The organism is Janthinobacterium sp. 344, from assembly GCF_900112025.1.
Taxonomy (GTDB): Bacteria; Pseudomonadota; Gammaproteobacteria; order Burkholderiales; family Burkholderiaceae_D; genus Janthinobacterium.
The window spans coordinates 68,264-82,663 of sequence record NZ_FOKL01000006.1 but is presented as its reverse complement, the minus strand read 5'-3'; the positions used below and the strand labels follow the sequence as shown (position 1 = coordinate 82,663).

The following is a 14,400-nucleotide window of genomic DNA, read 5'->3' as shown; positions in this document are numbered from 1 at the left end:
GCAAGGTGTAAGAAAGGCCGACGCCGCCTGGCCGGCGCCGGCGCACCGCCTCATGTCCCCCGGTGATAGCCCAGGTGGCCGCCGGAATTGCGCGCGCAGCCGCAACCGATGCGCGCCACTTCCTCGCCTTCCGTCAATTTCCAGTTGGTAATCGTCGTGTGCTGCCAGTCGATGTCGCTTTTCTTGACAGGTTTGACCGTCAGCGTGCGCTGTGACGCATCCGTGTACTCCATCAGTTCCTCGTCGTCGGCGATGTCGAAATGGCGGTGGATCAGGGAAATGCCGAAGCGATCGAGCGCGCCATAGCGTTGCAGCACGTCGCGCAATTCGCGAAAGCAGGCCACGTCCTCGGGCAGCAGCGGATTGACGGCGGAAATATCGGCGACGGGCTGCCATTGCATGGCGTGGATGTTGAGGCTGTGCATGATGTTCTCCTGTGCCCCGTGATGTAAGGCCCAGGCTGCCGTAGGGGCGCTGGCACGCCTGGCGAAATACCCATCGTGGCCGCAAGGCGGATATGCCGCTTGCGCCATGTCAAAGGTGCGGCACGCCGCGCCCCGCCCGGTAAAATAGGCCATGGCAAACAAACCCCCCACCTTCCCCGGCGCGCGCACGGGCCGCGGCCAGGTCCTGGCCGTGCTGCTGTCGAACCGCGACCAGTCCGGCGCCGAACCGCTGCAAGGCCGCGTCTCGCTGGCCGCCATCGTCAAGGCGCTGAAACGCAAATACCACTGGCCCATCGAGACGCACAGCTTTCCCGCCAACACGCAGGACGGCCGCGCCAGCTGGGCGACCGTCTACAGCTTGCCGGAAAAGGTGATTCAAGCCGCGCTCGACAACGGCGGCCGGGAGTGGCTGGAGAGCCGGGCAGTGCCTGGCAGGCGCTGAACGCGCCGCCGGCCTTATTCGATCCCTTTATTCGCTCCCTTTATTCGAGCCGGAAGCCGACCTTCAGCGTGACCTGGAAGTGCGCCACCTTGCCATCGACGATATGCCCGCGCGATTCCGTCACTGCATACCAGTCCATGTGCTTGACCGTCAGCGCGGCCTTGGCAATGGCATCGCGTATCGCCTGATCACTGCTCTCGGTCGACGTGCCGACTAGTTCGATCAGCTTGTAAGTGTGTGCGGACATGATGGTTCCCCAGGTAGGCAAGCCAGACATCGGTAGCCTGCTTTGCGCAAGCACGTGCCCATCTTGCGCCTAAACGTGCTGATAGTCATTGCGCGGTGCAGCAATGCGATTGCGAATCTGGCGAAGGCTGCCATCATGCTGACAACATTGCTGCCGGTTAAAGCCGGGACTTCAGTTGGTTTTGTTGGCGTGTGGGTGGAGATAGTCTGCATTGCGTCCCACGCTATGCGCTCACTTCGGGTCGCCATGAGCGTCAATGGCGCCAGGAGCATCCTGCAGGCGCCTGGGAAGAAAAAGGTTAGCTACACAACTAAATTGGTAGTCGTTTGAAGGCACCCTTTGTGAACTTCGATGCATTCAGCCCGGCTTTGATCTCTGAAAAAGGCGGGTCTCCGCAAGGACGGTGCACACGAAATACCCCGCTCTTCACCAATTGCGACAATGTGGCCGCAGGCTCCAGTCGAGTATGCTTGTAGGCGATGTGACTGTGATGCTCTACGAAAGGATGGCTTCCGACCTGAAGCTCACAAGTTGCATCGAACGGGACGTTCGGATAGGTCGAACAAACGCATACCAACGCGCACATATTGTCAGGATAGCCATCGATGGGCGCTGGGTCATTTAGTACTACAAATAAATGAAACAAACCACCAGGGCCAGATGGTATGAGTAGTGTTTCCTTGGCTCGAGGTAACCAGCCGGGCATCATGCCGCCGATGTAAAAGCGGCGTTGATCGCCTGCTGCTCGCGCAATTGTTTTTTCAGTAACCGTGCTTGTTCATTATTAAATTTAAGTACTTCGAACAATTTTTCTAACGTGATGGGTACTGATGAGCCTTCAGGATCTTCCCACTCAGGGCAAATTTTGTGAGTGAGGTCGCGAATCTGATATTTGCTCAAGTGACCAAAATCTTTCCAAGTTTCTGCGAGAACTTCAAACTCGGCTTCAGATAATTCCAGAAGGTCTTGCTCTGGCGAACGAATCCGACTTCCGTCACGCAAAGCCACAGCATGGTCCTCACGATCCGCGATCCACGCATCCCACCCATTATCTTCAGATGAGGACATTCCGTTAATGCGATTCAATGTTTGAGACAGAACAGGTCCGTGATCCATAGAAACAAGCTTGTCGCCAATGATCGGATCGCCGTACATCTCATATGAGCGCCGCTCTGCTAGATAAAGCAACTTCATCAGCTTAAGTACAGGAAGGCGGCCTTGGGCTTGAAATAGGAAGTAAGCGGCAACCTGCGCGGCTTTCTTTTCGGAGTATAAGTTTTGCATAATTTTGAGCCTCCATCGCATCAATTTTGAGCAATTTGGATAGCTATTCGAGATCAATCTACGCACAAAGTACATCGCTGTCAACATATTGCCGTGCATAACGCTCTGGCCCATGCAACATGTGCGGAAAGTGGATGAAATCAGTTTAACTGTATAAATGTACAGTAATTTTGATGATTGTCAAACGAAATCGATAAGCGCCAGCGTATCGGCTGGATGGCTTTGCCGCTAGACGGGGAGGTCGGCCAACGTGCTTCTGCATGTCGTCATGCGGCAAACAGGGTTCCACCGCGCACCAGCCTGGAAACCACACTGATTTATGCCTATCTTCGCCGGGAACGTCGACAAGAAGCCACGCTGGAAAGTAGTACGTGAGGTGAGATTGCTTGTAATCAAGAGAGGCGCAACGATAAGTTGGCGTTGTCACTTGCTTGCTACTGGCCTAAAAGAAAAGGGCTTACATTTCTGTAAGCCCTTGATATTCTTGGTGCCGACTGCCGGTTTCGAACTGGCCACCTGATGATTACAAATCAACTGCTCTACCAAATGAGCTAAGTCGGCAAAAACTGCGCGTTGCGAATTATACGCTATTTAATGCGTGTCAGGGTCGGGCGGCCGCCTTTTTTTGGTGGCTCGTCGTCGCCGGGCGTGGCGTTGTCGCGTTGTTCTTGGGAACCGGTCGGCACGGACGACAGGGTCGGGGCGCTGGCGGACGGGGCGGGTACTGGCGGCGGCACGTCGGCGGAGGCCGGGCTGTCCGTCGGTTGCGCGTCCGGATCATCGTTGCCCAGCACGGGCTCGAAGGCCATGCCCTGGCCGTTTTCGTTGGCGTAGATGGCCATCACGTTGTCGACGGGCACATAGATTTCGCGCGAGACGCCGCCAAAGCGGGCGTGGAAGCGGATGGCGTCGTTGTCCATCTTCAGGCCGCTGGTGGCGCCGAAGCTGATGTTGAGCACGATTTCGCCCTTTTTCACGTATTCCATCGGTACCGTGGTGCGCGAATCGACTTTGACCGCGAGATAAGGCGTGTAGCCGCTGTCGGTGCACCACTCGTAGATGGCGCGCAGCATATAAGGTTTGGTTGAGATTTCAGACATGATAGGCACTGTGAGGCGGGTACGCCCCCCGTCAAGCATGAGGCGGGCGCACCGGTAATTCAAAAGACTGGGACAGCACAAAAAGCAACTTTAACACATGCCCCAAGATGCCCCGGAAAGCGTCGCGCGCAAGCCCGATAGCGGCTTGAGTAACGCAGCCGTACCTGAGTACGGCGAGTCACGCCAAGTCGAGAGCGAGCTGCGCAGGAGCTTTATGGGGATATCTTTTAGCGGCGCATCACTTTTTCCGAAGGAGTGAGTGCTTCGATATACGCAGGACGCGAGAAGATGCGTTCGGCGTATTTCATCAGTGGTGCAGCCGTCTTCGACAGTTCGATGCCGTAGTGGTCCAGGCGCCACAGCAGCGGCGCGACAGCCACGTCGAGCATCGAGAATTCGTCGCCCAGCATGTACTTGTTTTTCAGGAACAGCGGCGCCAGGGTCGTCAGGCGGTCGCGGATTTCCGCGCGGGCCTTGTCGTGGGCCTTGTCGTTGCTCTTGGCGCGTTCGCTTTCCAGCACGTGCACGTGCACGAACAGTTCTTTTTCGAAATTGAACAGCATCAGGCGCGCGCGGGCACGCATCAGCGGATCGGCCGGCATCAGTTGCGGATGCGGGAAGCGCTCATCGATGTACTCGTTGATGATGTTCGATTCATACAGGATCAGTTCGCGCTCGACCAGGATAGGCACCTGGCCGTACGGGTTCATGGTCGAAATGTCTTCCGGTTTGTTGAACAGGTCGACGTCGCGCACTTCGAAGTCCATGCCTTTTTCAAACAGGACCAGGCGGCAGCGTTGCGAAAATGGGCAGGTTGTACCCGAATAGAGAACCATCATTTTTTATAGTTCCTTAGAAACAAAGGGGGTGAAGCCGCGAACGGCTCACCCCAGGTCGCTTGTCCACTCATGCGGACAACGCAGAAACAGGCATAAACCGGCCTATGGCCGGCGCCTCACTTATTTGACTTCCTTCCAGAACGACGCATTCAAGCGCCATGCCAGCAGAGCAAATACCGACAGGAACAGCAGTACCCACACGCCCAGGCGCTTGCGTGTCTGCTGTGCCGGTTCGGCCATCCACTCCATGTAGCCGACCAGGTCGGCTACCGCAGTGTCATACTCGATCTTGTTCAACGTGCCTGGCTTGACTTGCTCGAAGCCGACAAATTTGTGGATTTTCTTGCCCGCATCGTGCGGGTCAGTCTCTTCCACGAACTTGGCAGTCTGGATGCCTTGCAATTCCCATAACACATGCGGCATGGCAACATTCGGCACGACCATGTTGTTCCAGCCGGTCGGACGCGTGTCGTCTTTATAGAACGTACGCAGGTAAGTATACAGGTAGTCGCCGCCTGTGCCAGCGGAAGATGATTTCGCGCGCGAAATTACCGACAAATCCGGCGGTACGACGCCAAAGAAGGCCTTGGCATCCTGCGGCGCCAGGCTGGTCGTCATCAGGTCGCCCACTTTATCACTGGTGAACAACAAATTCTGCTTGATCTGGTCTTCCGTCAAACCCAGGTCGCGCAGGCGGTTGTAGCGCATCGATACGGCGGAGTGGCAATTCAGGCAATAGTTGACGAACAATTTGGCGCCATGCTGCAGCGCGGCCATGTTGGTCTGGCGGTCGGGCGCCTTATCCAGCGGAAAGCCGCCTTCGCTGGCGAGAGCCATGGCGGGCACGAGGGCCAGGATGGCGAGCAGTTTTTTTGCAATCTTCATATGATGTATGTCCTTTGAGCGTGGCGTGGGATCGGCTTAGTGCGGGTGAAACGTCACACGCGACGGCACGGTCTTGAACTTGCCCATGGCACTCCACCATGGCATCAGCAGGAAGAAACTGAAGTAAATCAGGGTGCACACTTGCGACACTATGGTTTTCGTATCCGTTGGCGCCTGGGTGCCGAGATAGCCCAGCACCAGGAACGACAGGCCGAAGATGGCATAGATGTATTTATGCCAGGTCGGACGGTAGCGGATCGATTTCACGGGCGAATGGTCGAGCCATGGCAGGAAGGCCAGGATCACCACGGAACCGCCAAAGAACACCACGCCCCAGAATTTCGCGTCCAGCACCTGCGGCAGCATGCCGACGATGGCGACCAGGGCGATGACGGCGATGATGGACTTGACCGTCGTCGACAGGCGCGACTTGAGCCAGATGAACACCACGTAGGCGGCCACGGCAGCCATCAGCACGTACATGAAGTCGGCCGTGGTGGCACGCAGCACCGAGTAGAACGGCGTGAAGTACCAGGTTGGCGCGATGTGCAGCGGGGTCTTCAGCGAGTCGCCTGGCAGGAAATTGTTGTATTCCAGGAAGTAACCGCCCATTTCCGGCGCAAAGAAGACGACGGCGCTGAAAATGACGAGGAAGATCGACACGCCGAACAGGTCGTGCACGGTGTAGTACGGATGCGATGGGATCGAATCGACGGGGTGGCCATCGGCGCCCAGGTTTTCCTTCACTTCGATGCCGTCCGGATTGCTCGAACCGACTTCATGCAGGGCGATCAAGTGCGCTGCAACCAGGCCCAGCAAGACCAGCGGGATGGCGATCACGTGGAAGGCGAAGAAGCGGTTCAGGGTCGCGTCGGAGACAACGTAGTCGCCGCGGATCCACAGCGACAGGTCAGGGCCGATGAAGGGGATGGCGCCAAACAGGTTGACGATCACTTGCGCGCCCCAGTACGACATCTGGCCCCATGGCAGCAGGTAGCCGAAGAACGCTTCGGCCATCAGGCACAGGAAGATGGCGAAACCGAACAGCCAGATCAGTTCACGTGGCTTGCGGTACGAGCCGTACAGCAGGCCGCGCGTCATGTGCAGGTAGACGATGATGAAGAAGGCCGAGGCGCCCGTCGAGTGCATGTAGCGCACCAGCCAGCCCCACGGCACTTCGCGCATGATGTACTCGACGGAATTGAAGGCCAGGGCCGCATCCGGTTTGTAGTGCATGGTCAGGAAGATGCCGGTGACGATCTGCAAGACCAGCACCAGCATGGCCAGCGAGCCGAAGATGTACCAGAAATTGAAGTTTTTCGGTGCGTAGTACTTGCCCCACTGGTCATTCCACAGCTTGGTCAGGGGAAAGCGGTCATCCACCCAGCCCAGGGCTTTTTCGGCGACAGGCGCATCGGCGGGAAATTTCGTTTCTTTGAAAGCAGCCATGATCAAGCCTCGCCTTTCTCGTCTTTACCTATCAGCAGTTTGGTGTCGCTCAGGTACATATGGCGCGGCACTTGCAGGTTGTCCGGCGCAGGCTTGTTCTTGAACACGCGGCCCGCCATGTCGAAGGTGGAGCCGTGGCAAGGGCACAGGAAGCCGCCTTCCCAGTCATCGGGCAGGGACGGTTGCGGGCCGGGGGTAAATTTCGAGGAAGGGGAGCAGCCCAGGTGGGTGCAGATGCCGACGGCGACGAGAATTTCAGGCTTGATGGAGCGCCATTCATTCATGCAGTATTCGGGGGTAAATTCGGCGGGGTTGCGTTTCGAATCGGCGTCGGCGACTTTGTCGTCGGTTTTCTTCAGCGAGGCGACCATGTCGGGCGTGCGCTTGATGATCCAGACCGGCTTGCCGCGCCATTCGACGGTGCGCATTTCGCCGGGTTGCAAGGTGGTGATGTCTACTTCGACCGGCGCGCCAGCCGCTTTCGCGCGCTCCGACGGCTGGAAGGTGCTTACCAAGGCTCCCGCGGTTGCCAATCCAACTACACTGCCCGCCGCGCACGTGGCGACGAGCAAGCCGCGACGGCCTGAATCGACCTGCTTTTCGTTACTCATGCAAACCCCAATCAGTCAAAATGCGAATCTTTATTATGAGTGGCAGCCGCGAAAAACCCGTCGCCGAAGCTCTATCCCACTGTGTGCCGCAACCCGCATCTTTGTACGGTAAAGTGGCAACATCCCTGCGGAACTTCGGCCAATGGCGCAGCCCGTGCCAGTTTCTTGTTGATTATCCGGAAGCAAAAAAGTCGCTTCTGGCAACCGCAAATTATAAGTGAAGCAAACAACGAATAAAACAAAAACGTTGCTTGTACCATAATTTATATACTTTTGCAGGAGGTGGCTAGTTCTTTCGAACTAGATGCGCGCGGCTGTCTCAGAATGGGCCTCGCACGCAACCGCAAGTTGGTGACGATGGGAATCAATAGTATGATCGGCATGTTTTTATAGACATCCGAAGGAGAATAATTCATGGCAATGATGAAAGAATTTAAAGAATTTGCAATGAAGGGCAACGTCGTCGATCTGGCGGTCGGTGTCATTATCGGTGGCGCCTTCGGCAAGATTGTCGATTCCTTGGTGCAAGACGTGATCATGCCGCCCATCGGGCGCATTTTTGGCGGCCTCGATTTCGCCAACTACTACCTGCCCCTGAATGGCCAGGCCACGACCATGACCCTGGTGGAGGCGAAAAAGGCGGGCGCCGTGCTGGCCTACGGTAATTTCCTTACCATTTTGCTGAACTTCATCATTCTCGCCTTCATCATTTTCCAGATGGTGCGCCTGATGAACAAGGCCCGCCGCAGCGAGCCAGCGGCGCCCGCCCCCGCCCCGGCGACGCCGGAAGACATCGTGCTGCTGCGTGAAATCCGCGACTCTCTGCAGAAGAACGGACAGAAAAGCAACGATCTGGCAAAATAAGCTCGACCGGCACCGGGCCGGCTGACCTGGACAGAGAGCCTTATGCGACGATTTTGGTTGTTGTTTGCGCAAACCGTAACCATCGCGTTGGCGCTGTACTTCGTATATGGCGCGCTGCGCCCGGCCAGCCGGGTACAGCAGCTGGGCTCGCCGGCGAAGCCGGTCCCCGTGGTGGAAACGGCGTCCAGCAGCCTGGCGCCCGGTTCCTACCGCGACGCGGCGGCGCGCGCCATGCCCGCCGTGGTCAACATCCTCACCCTGCAGGTACCCAAGCGCGGCGCCCATCCGCTGGCGCGCGACCCCTTCTTCAAGCGTTTCTTTGGCGACCGCGATCCCGGCGCCGATGACGACGACGACCTGCGCAACAGCCTCGGCTCCGGCGTCATCGTCAGCCATGAAGGCTATGTGCTGACCAACAACCACGTCGTCGAAGGCGCCGACGAAATCGAAGTGGTGCTGACGGACGGCCGCAAGGCGCCCGCCAAGATCGTCGGCCTGGATCCGGAAACGGACTTGGCCGTCATCAAGATCGACCTGGACAAGCTGCCCGTCATCGTGCTGGGCCAGTCGGAACTGGCGCGCGTGGGCGACGTGGTGCTGGCCATCGGCAATCCGTTCGGCGTGGGCCAGACCGTGACCATGGGCATCATTTCCGCGCTGGGACGCAACAATCTGCACATCAACAGTTTCGAGAATTTCATCCAGACGGATGCGGCCATCAATTTCGGCAATTCGGGCGGCGCCCTGGTCGACACGCGCGGCAACCTGATCGGCATCAACACGGCCATTTATTCGCAAAGCGGCGGCTCCGTCGGCATCGGCTTCGCCATTCCCGTCTCGACGGCCAAGACGGTGATGGAAGCCATCATCAAGGACGGCCACGTGGTGCGCGGCTGGATCGGCGTGGAAACGCAGGACATCACGCCCGAGCTGGCGCAAAGCTTCGGCTTGCAGCGTTCGAGCGGCGCCATCATCGCCGGCGTGGTGCGCAACGGCCCGGCCGACAAGGCGGGCATCGTGCCTGGCGACATCCTGCTGGCCGTCGACGGCAAGCCCGTCGGCGACACGACGGAAATGCTCAACCTGATCGCCCAACTGCCGCCCGGCGGAAAAGCTAAAATGACGGTGCTGCGCAAGAATCGCGAAGCGGCGCTCGACGTGGTGGTGGGCAAGCGCCCCATCCCGAAAGAGCTTTCCAAATAGTTGCTGATCGGAAGCTGACACATGCATGTGCGTGATTTGACCCAATTTTTACGTGAACTGAGCGACAACAATAACCGTCCCTGGTTTGTGATGAACAAGCCCCGCTACGACATCCTGCGCGAGGAATTCCTGGCGCTGGTGACGTCGCTGATAGGCGAGCTGGGCAAATTCGATCCGGCCGTCAAATACTGCAATCCGAAGAAGGCCCTGTTCCGCATCAACCGCGACGTGCGTTTCGCGCACGACAAGAGCCCCTATAAAACGCGCTTTTCGGCCGCCATCGCGCCGAACGACATGCGCCGTCCCAGCAAGGCGGGCGGTCCCACCTACTATCTGCAGATCGATGGCCAGGGCAATCTGCTGTTCGGCGCCGGCGAATACATGCCGCCGCCGGGCCGCCTGAAGGCGCTGCGCGAGCATATGCTCAACGATGCGCCAGGGTTTTCCAAAGTGCTGAAAAATAAGCGTTTAAAGGCGCGTTTCGGCACGATCCAGAACGAGGGCAAGCTGCAGCGCCCGCCGAAGGGCTTTGACGCGGACGCCGAACATATCGAATTCATCAAGCTGAAAAGCTTTTTTGTCTGGACCGAGATACCGCTGCCCCTGAACGCACCGGAAACACTGCTGCCGACCCTGGCGGAAGGCTTGAAGGATGCGTGGCCGCTGGTCGAGTGGATGCGCGGCGCGAAAGAGCCGGAGGAAGTCCCCGAGTAATTGCTGAAGGAGCACACGATGGCACTGGAGCACGCAAGTTCAGGACAGGTGATCGACGTGCAGGGCGCGGCAGCGGCGGATTTGTCGCAGTTTTCCGCCATCGCCCTGGCCAGGACGGATGAACTGGAATTGATCCGCATGTGCATGCCCAAGGGCAAGACCATGCCCGAGCATCACGTGCTCGGCGAGATCACGTTATTGTGTTTGCAGGGCCAGGTGGCGGTGCAGGCGCATGGCGGCGTGCAACTGCTGGGGCCGGGGCAGATGCTGTACCTGCTCGGCGGCCAGGCGCACGCCCTGGAAGCGCGCGAAGACAGTTTATTGCTGCTCACCATACTCATGCACAAGGCGGGCCGCTAGCCTACGCTGGCGGGGGCTGGCCGGCTCAGGCCGCCTCAGGCCGCCTCGGCGCGCGGATCGCGCGACAGCAGCTGCTGCACCATCACGTGCGGCAAATCGCCATCGAACAGCACGCCAGCCACCGCATTGGTGATCGGCATGTCGACACCCATGCGGCGCGCCAGTTCGCGCACGGCCTTGGCGCAAGGCACGCCTTCGGCCACGTGACCGAGTTCGGCCACGATGGCGGCCAGCGCCTTGCCTTGCGCCAGGCCCAGGCCGACCCGGCGGTTGCGTGACAGGTCGCCCGTGCAGGTGAGAATCAGGTCGCCCATGCCCGTCAAGCCCATGAACGTTTCTGTCTGGCCACCCAGGGCCGTGCCCAGGCGCGTGATTTCCGCCAGGCCGCGCGTGATCAGCGCGGCGCGCGCATTCAAGCCCAGGCCCAGGCCATCGGCCACGCCGGTGGCGATCGCCAGCACATTCTTCACGGCGCCGCCCACTTCCACGCCCACCAGGTCGTCGCTGGCATACACGCGGATCGTGCCGCCATGCAAGGCTGAGACGACCTTGGCGCGCAAGGCCGCGTCATGCGAGGCGATGGTCAGCGCGCAGGGCAAGCCGCGCGCCACTTCCTGCGCAAACGAGGGACCGGACAGGGCGCCGCCGGGGATATTGTCGCCCAGCACTTCCTGCACGATCTGGTGCGGCAGCAGGCCCGTGCCGCCTTCAAAGCCCTTGCACAGCCATACCAGATTGCCGATGGCCTTGTCTTTCAATTGCTGCAGCATGGGCCGCAAGCCGGCCACGGGGCAGGCGGCGATCAGCAGACCGTGTTCACCGCTGGCGTGCGCCACGGCGGCGTCGAAATCGGCGCCGATGCGCAATTGCGGCGGCAACGGGAAACCCGGCAAATAGCTGTTTTCGCCGCTGGCGGCCATGGCGGCCATGGCGTCGCCGTTGCGGCCCCACAGCAGCACGTCGTGGCGGCCGGCCAGGGCCATGGCCACGGCCGTGCCCCAGGCGCCGGCGCCCAGCACGCTAATCGGGCGGGGAACAGCCTTGGCGGCAGGGACGGATTCGGGGGGGACTTCAGGAGAAACTTGCATGCAACCTCAAACGGGCAGGGGGAACGGGTGCGGCGGGCGCGTGCTTACAGGCCCCACACTTCGCTGGTCTTGACGTAGCCGCTCTGGCCATCCTTGTGGCGCACCTTGACCCAGCCGGAGCTCGGCTGTTCGCTCATTTCCAGCAGCACGCCCTTGTCGACGAGGAGGATGGCGGAGGCCGTGTCGTCAGGGCTGGCGCGGACCTTGAGGTTCGCGGCGCGCGCCACGACGTTGCGCTTGGCGGACAAGCCCTTGGCTTCGGTCCAGGCCATTTCGCCGCTGGCGTCGCGTACCTTGACCCAGTCGCCGTAGCTGAGCACGACTTCCAGCGGCATGCCGCGTGGCGCCACGTACAGCTTGCCACCCTTGGCGGACGGCGCGTCATACAGGATCACGGGGGCGGCACCCACCGTTTTGAAATCGACGGCGTGACTGGCGGCGGTCGCCAGCAGCAGCACGGCGCCGGCCACCCAGCGGAACTTGCTCAAGAGCGCACTTTTCAACATGATATTTTTTGAACCTTAACGAAACACGGCGGCCAGGCCGCCGTGTCAGGCCAGCCCCAAGGGGCCGGCGGGGTCTTGCCTGCAGCTTAGTGCGTCGTCGCGTCGCCGGCTGGAGCAGCGGCGGCAGCGTCGGCGATGGCTTGCAGACGTTGTTGGTAGAACACTTCGAAGTTGATCTCGGCCAGGTGCACTGGCGGGAAGCCGGCACGGGTGATCACGTCGGCGATGTTGGCGCGCAGGTAAGGGTAGATGATGTTCGGGCAGCCGATTCCCAGCAGCGGATCGAGTTGATCGGCAGGAATGTTGCGTGCTTCGAAGATACCGGCTTGCTTGCCTTCAACCAGGAAAGCGACTTTTTCGCCGACCTTGGCCGTCACGGTGATGGTCACGGTGGCTTCGAAGATGCCGTCGGCCAGAGGCGCGGCGCCCACGTCCAGAGCCACTTCGATCGCTGGCGCTTCTTGTTCCAGGAAAATAGCTGGGGAATTTGGTTGTTCCAGCGACATGTCTTTCAGGTAGACGCGTTGGATTTGGAAGACTGGTTGCAGATTTTCGTCAGACATGGAACGCTTTCGTTGTAAGGGACAAGAACGGCACACCGTTCAAATATGGTGCTTGCGGTATTCAAACCGCGCCGGGTAGGCGCGGCCAGATCAGGTGCGAGGGCAATTGTATCAAAACAATACGACAAAAAACCAAGCAATTTCTCGAACCCGCTTTATATCAGGCTGCCGTGCCGTTTAACAAGGGGTCCAGCTTGCCGGCTTGATCGAGCGCATACAAATCGTCGAAACCGCCCACGTGGGTATCGCCCACATAGATTTGCGGCACCGTGCGGCGGCCCGTGCGTTCCATCATCTTGATGCGCTCTTCCGGGTCGAGGTCGACGCGGATCTTTTGCACGGTCACGCCCTTGGCTTCCAACAGGCGCTCGGCGCGCACGCAATACGGGCACACGGCGGTGCTATACACAATTACGGGGACAGTCATGATCATTCCTTCAGTTAAAGCCGGCTTATTTCGCCAGCGACAAGGTTTTCAATGGCAAACCCTGTTTTTTCCATTCGTCGAGGCCGCCTTCCAGGCTTGTTGCCTCAGCGAAACCAGCTTTGCCCAGCAGGCCGACGGCGGTTGCCGAGCGCGAACCTTTCTGGCAAACCACTACAATGGGGCGCGTTTTGAATTTTTCCAGCTCGCCCAGGCGTTTTGCCAGTTCCGGCAGCGGAATGTTTTTTGCGTCAGGCAAGTGGCCCGTGGCGAATTCTTCGGGGCTGCGCACGTCGACGATGATGGTCTTGCCACGGTTGATCAGTTGCGTGACTTCCAGCACGGTCGCGCGCTTGCCGCGCATCGACAGCAGTGGCCAGAGGAGGGCGCCGCCGGAAATAATGACGATGGCAAACAGAAAAATGTGGTCGATAATGAATTTCACGTAGGGTCCAATGGTTTAAGTCAATCCGCGCATTATAAAATAGAAGCTGGACGAGGTCTTTTTACGTTTTGCTTTTTTGATTTGAACCCCTTGAGAAGATAGAACTATGTACAAAATCGTTTTCATGCGTCACGGCGAGTCCACCTGGAACCTCGATAACCGCTTCACCGGCTGGACCGACGTCGATCTGACGGAAAAGGGCGTCAACGAAGCCAAGGCCGCCGGCCAGATCCTCAAGCAGGAAGGGTTTACGTTTGACGTGGCCTACACTTCGGTCCTGAAGCGCGCCATCCGCACCCTGTGGCTGGCGCTCGACGAGATGGACATGATGTATCTGCCGATCAAGAACGACTGGCGCTTGAACGAGCGCCACTACGGCGCCCTGCAAGGCCTGGACAAGGGCGAAACGGCCGCCAAGTATGGCGACGAGCAAGTCCTGGTGTGGCGCCGCAGCTATGACACGCCGCCGCCGCCGCTGGAAGCGAACGATGACCGCGCCTCGTACAACGACCCGCGCTATGCCGGCCTGCCGAAAGCGTCGATTCCGCTGACGGAATGCCTGAAAGACACCGTGGCGCGCGTGATGCCGGCCTGGGACGAGGAAATCGCCCCGGCCATCCGCGCCGGCAAGAAGATCATCATTTCGGCCCACGGCAACAGCCTGCGCGCGCTGATCAAGATGCTCGATGGCATCAGCGACAGCGACATCGTCGGCCTGAACATCCCGAATGGCCAGCCGCTCGTGTATGAACTGGACGCCGACCTGAAACCGATCCGCCATTACTACCTGGGCGACCCGGCAGCGATCGCGGCAGCCCAGGCTGCCGTGGCGAACCAAGGGAAGGCCAAGTAACTTTGTCGTCTCTCTTCCGCGGCACAGCCATCGCCCCCTCTGCTGAACGATCCCTGCCGGCGTGGCGCGCCGCTGCC

19 protein-coding genes and 1 tRNA gene are annotated in these 14,400 nt (G+C 59.4%); 6 read left to right on the top strand and 14 right to left on the bottom strand.

Features of this window, described 5'->3' with window-relative positions; all coding sequences use genetic code 11:
• Positions 1-50: 50 nt before the first annotated feature.
• Entirely contained in the window at positions 51-425 is a 375-nt protein-coding gene (locus tag BM193_RS16895; protein ID WP_092798648.1) for a hypothetical protein, read from the bottom strand.
• Between the two features lie 151 nt (positions 426-576).
• Between BM193_RS16895 and BM193_RS16890 the strand changes: the two genes are divergently transcribed.
• The gene (locus BM193_RS16890; RefSeq protein WP_092798647.1) at positions 577-888 is read left to right on the top strand and encodes a hypothetical protein; all 312 of its coding nucleotides are present in this window, start codon (positions 577-579) and stop codon (positions 886-888) included.
• Between the two features lie 40 nt (positions 889-928).
• Here the strand turns inward: BM193_RS16890 and BM193_RS16885 are convergent, their stop codons facing one another.
• The 8 genes from BM193_RS16885 to petA form a co-directional block, all read right to left on the bottom strand.
• On the bottom strand, positions 929-1,135 hold the full coding sequence (locus BM193_RS16885) for a dodecin (protein ID WP_092798646.1): 207 nt from the start codon (positions 1,133-1,135) through the stop codon (positions 929-931).
• Positions 1,136-1,840: 705 nt separating this feature from the next.
• Positions 1,841-2,419, bottom strand: coding sequence for a Panacea domain-containing protein (locus BM193_RS16875; protein WP_092799177.1), 579 nt, complete (start codon positions 2,417-2,419; stop codon positions 1,841-1,843).
• A 485-nt stretch (positions 2,420-2,904) separates the two neighbouring features.
• A tRNA-Thr gene (locus tag BM193_RS16865) sits at positions 2,905-2,980 on the bottom strand.
• Positions 2,981-3,006: 26 nt separating this feature from the next.
• Complete coding sequence (locus BM193_RS16860; protein WP_092798643.1) at positions 3,007-3,519, bottom strand: ClpXP protease specificity-enhancing factor; 513 nt, start codon at positions 3,517-3,519, stop codon at positions 3,007-3,009.
• Positions 3,520-3,746: 227 nt separating this feature from the next.
• A complete protein-coding gene (locus tag BM193_RS16855; protein WP_010394154.1) occupies positions 3,747-4,358 on the bottom strand; it encodes a glutathione S-transferase N-terminal domain-containing protein in 612 nt (203 codons plus the stop codon).
• Between the two features lie 120 nt (positions 4,359-4,478).
• On the bottom strand, positions 4,479-5,243 hold the full coding sequence (locus tag BM193_RS16850; RefSeq protein WP_092798642.1) for a cytochrome c1: 765 nt from the start codon (positions 5,241-5,243) through the stop codon (positions 4,479-4,481).
• Positions 5,244-5,279: 36 nt separating this feature from the next.
• Positions 5,280-6,692 carry a cytochrome b gene (locus tag BM193_RS16845; protein WP_092799175.1) on the bottom strand — a complete coding sequence of 471 codons (1,413 nt, stop codon included), beginning with the start codon at positions 6,690-6,692 and terminating at the stop codon, positions 5,280-5,282.
• A 2-nt stretch (positions 6,693-6,694) separates the two neighbouring features.
• Positions 6,695-7,303, bottom strand: a complete 609-nt coding sequence (gene petA / locus BM193_RS16840) for a ubiquinol-cytochrome c reductase iron-sulfur subunit (protein ID WP_092798641.1) — start codon at positions 7,301-7,303, stop codon at positions 6,695-6,697.
• Between the two features lie 414 nt (positions 7,304-7,717).
• Here petA and mscL point away from each other — a divergent pair, with 414 nt between their 5' ends.
• Genes mscL through BM193_RS16820 form a run of 4 tightly spaced genes read left to right on the top strand, consistent with a single transcriptional unit; the run spans position 7,718 to position 10,444 of the window.
• Positions 7,718-8,167 carry a large conductance mechanosensitive channel protein MscL gene (gene mscL, locus BM193_RS16835; RefSeq protein WP_092798640.1) on the top strand — a complete coding sequence of 150 codons (450 nt, stop codon included), beginning with the start codon at positions 7,718-7,720 and terminating at the stop codon, positions 8,165-8,167.
• A 42-nt stretch (positions 8,168-8,209) separates the two neighbouring features.
• Entirely contained in the window at positions 8,210-9,370 is a 1,161-nt protein-coding gene (locus BM193_RS16830) for a Do family serine endopeptidase (protein WP_175533323.1), read from the top strand.
• 21 nt (positions 9,371-9,391) lie between these two features.
• A complete protein-coding gene (locus BM193_RS16825; RefSeq protein ID WP_092798638.1) occupies positions 9,392-10,084 on the top strand; it encodes a DUF2461 domain-containing protein in 693 nt (230 codons plus the stop codon).
• A gap of 18 nt (positions 10,085-10,102) precedes the next feature.
• A complete protein-coding gene (locus BM193_RS16820; RefSeq protein ID WP_092799173.1) occupies positions 10,103-10,444 on the top strand; it encodes a cupin domain-containing protein in 342 nt (113 codons plus the stop codon).
• Between the two features lie 35 nt (positions 10,445-10,479).
• On the opposite strand, the gene BM193_RS16815 is transcribed toward BM193_RS16820, so the two are convergent.
• The 5 genes from BM193_RS16815 to BM193_RS16795 all read right to left on the bottom strand — a co-directional run bounded on the left by BM193_RS16815 (position 10,480) and on the right by BM193_RS16795 (position 13,470).
• Positions 10,480-11,532 (bottom strand): NAD(P)H-dependent glycerol-3-phosphate dehydrogenase, encoded by a 1,053-nt coding sequence (locus BM193_RS16815; RefSeq protein ID WP_092798637.1) that lies wholly within the window; start codon positions 11,530-11,532, stop codon positions 10,480-10,482.
• Positions 11,533-11,576: 44 nt separating this feature from the next.
• Entirely contained in the window at positions 11,577-12,038 is a 462-nt protein-coding gene (locus BM193_RS16810; protein ID WP_092798636.1) for an SH3 domain-containing protein, read from the bottom strand.
• 86 nt (positions 12,039-12,124) lie between these two features.
• Entirely contained in the window at positions 12,125-12,601 is a 477-nt protein-coding gene (secB, locus tag BM193_RS16805) for a protein-export chaperone SecB (RefSeq protein ID WP_076565035.1), read from the bottom strand.
• A 160-nt stretch (positions 12,602-12,761) separates the two neighbouring features.
• Entirely contained in the window at positions 12,762-13,028 is a 267-nt protein-coding gene (gene grxC, locus BM193_RS16800) for a glutaredoxin 3 (protein WP_034783579.1), read from the bottom strand.
• A gap of 25 nt (positions 13,029-13,053) precedes the next feature.
• Positions 13,054-13,470, bottom strand: a complete 417-nt coding sequence (locus BM193_RS16795) for a rhodanese-like domain-containing protein (RefSeq protein WP_092798635.1) — start codon at positions 13,468-13,470, stop codon at positions 13,054-13,056.
• Positions 13,471-13,576: 106 nt separating this feature from the next.
• On the opposite strand from BM193_RS16795, the gene gpmA reads away from it, so the two are divergent.
• On the top strand, positions 13,577-14,323 hold the full coding sequence (gene gpmA, locus BM193_RS16790; protein ID WP_070220895.1) for a 2,3-diphosphoglycerate-dependent phosphoglycerate mutase: 747 nt from the start codon (positions 13,577-13,579) through the stop codon (positions 14,321-14,323).
• Positions 14,324-14,400 lie beyond the last annotated feature (77 nt).

What these genes read in the sequence shown, in the direction of transcription:
- BM193_RS16895 (WP_092798648.1), bottom strand. Translation starts at nt 425, where the DNA reads ATGCACAGCCTCAACATCCACGCCATGCAATGGCAGCCCGTCGCCGAT.
- BM193_RS16890 (WP_092798647.1), top strand. Translation starts at nt 577, where the DNA reads ATGGCAAACAAACCCCCCACCTTCCCCGGCGCGCGCACGGGCCGCGGC.
- BM193_RS16885 (WP_092798646.1), bottom strand. Translation starts at nt 1,135, where the DNA reads ATGTCCGCACACACTTACAAGCTGATCGAACTAGTCGGCACGTCGACC.
- BM193_RS16875 (WP_092799177.1), bottom strand. Translation starts at nt 2,419, where the DNA reads ATGCAAAACTTATACTCCGAAAAGAAAGCCGCGCAGGTTGCCGCTTAC.
- BM193_RS16860 (WP_092798643.1), bottom strand. Translation starts at nt 3,519, where the DNA reads ATGTCTGAAATCTCAACCAAACCTTATATGCTGCGCGCCATCTACGAG.
- BM193_RS16855 (WP_010394154.1), bottom strand. Translation starts at nt 4,358, where the DNA reads ATGATGGTTCTCTATTCGGGTACAACCTGCCCATTTTCGCAACGCTGC.
- BM193_RS16850 (WP_092798642.1), bottom strand. Translation starts at nt 5,243, where the DNA reads ATGAAGATTGCAAAAAAACTGCTCGCCATCCTGGCCCTCGTGCCCGCC.
- BM193_RS16845 (WP_092799175.1), bottom strand. Translation starts at nt 6,692, where the DNA reads ATGGCTGCTTTCAAAGAAACGAAATTTCCCGCCGATGCGCCTGTCGCC.
- petA (WP_092798641.1), bottom strand. Translation starts at nt 7,303, where the DNA reads ATGAGTAACGAAAAGCAGGTCGATTCAGGCCGTCGCGGCTTGCTCGTC.
- mscL (WP_092798640.1), top strand. Translation starts at nt 7,718, where the DNA reads ATGGCAATGATGAAAGAATTTAAAGAATTTGCAATGAAGGGCAACGTC.
- BM193_RS16830 (WP_175533323.1), top strand. Translation starts at nt 8,210, where the DNA reads ATGCGACGATTTTGGTTGTTGTTTGCGCAAACCGTAACCATCGCGTTG.
- BM193_RS16825 (WP_092798638.1), top strand. Translation starts at nt 9,392, where the DNA reads ATGCATGTGCGTGATTTGACCCAATTTTTACGTGAACTGAGCGACAAC.
- BM193_RS16820 (WP_092799173.1), top strand. Translation starts at nt 10,103, where the DNA reads ATGGCACTGGAGCACGCAAGTTCAGGACAGGTGATCGACGTGCAGGGC.
- BM193_RS16815 (WP_092798637.1), bottom strand. Translation starts at nt 11,532, where the DNA reads ATGCAAGTTTCTCCTGAAGTCCCCCCCGAATCCGTCCCTGCCGCCAAG.
- BM193_RS16810 (WP_092798636.1), bottom strand. Translation starts at nt 12,038, where the DNA reads ATGTTGAAAAGTGCGCTCTTGAGCAAGTTCCGCTGGGTGGCCGGCGCC.
- secB (WP_076565035.1), bottom strand. Translation starts at nt 12,601, where the DNA reads ATGTCTGACGAAAATCTGCAACCAGTCTTCCAAATCCAACGCGTCTAC.
- grxC (WP_034783579.1), bottom strand. Translation starts at nt 13,028, where the DNA reads ATGACTGTCCCCGTAATTGTGTATAGCACCGCCGTGTGCCCGTATTGC.
- gpmA (WP_070220895.1), top strand. Translation starts at nt 13,577, where the DNA reads ATGTACAAAATCGTTTTCATGCGTCACGGCGAGTCCACCTGGAACCTC.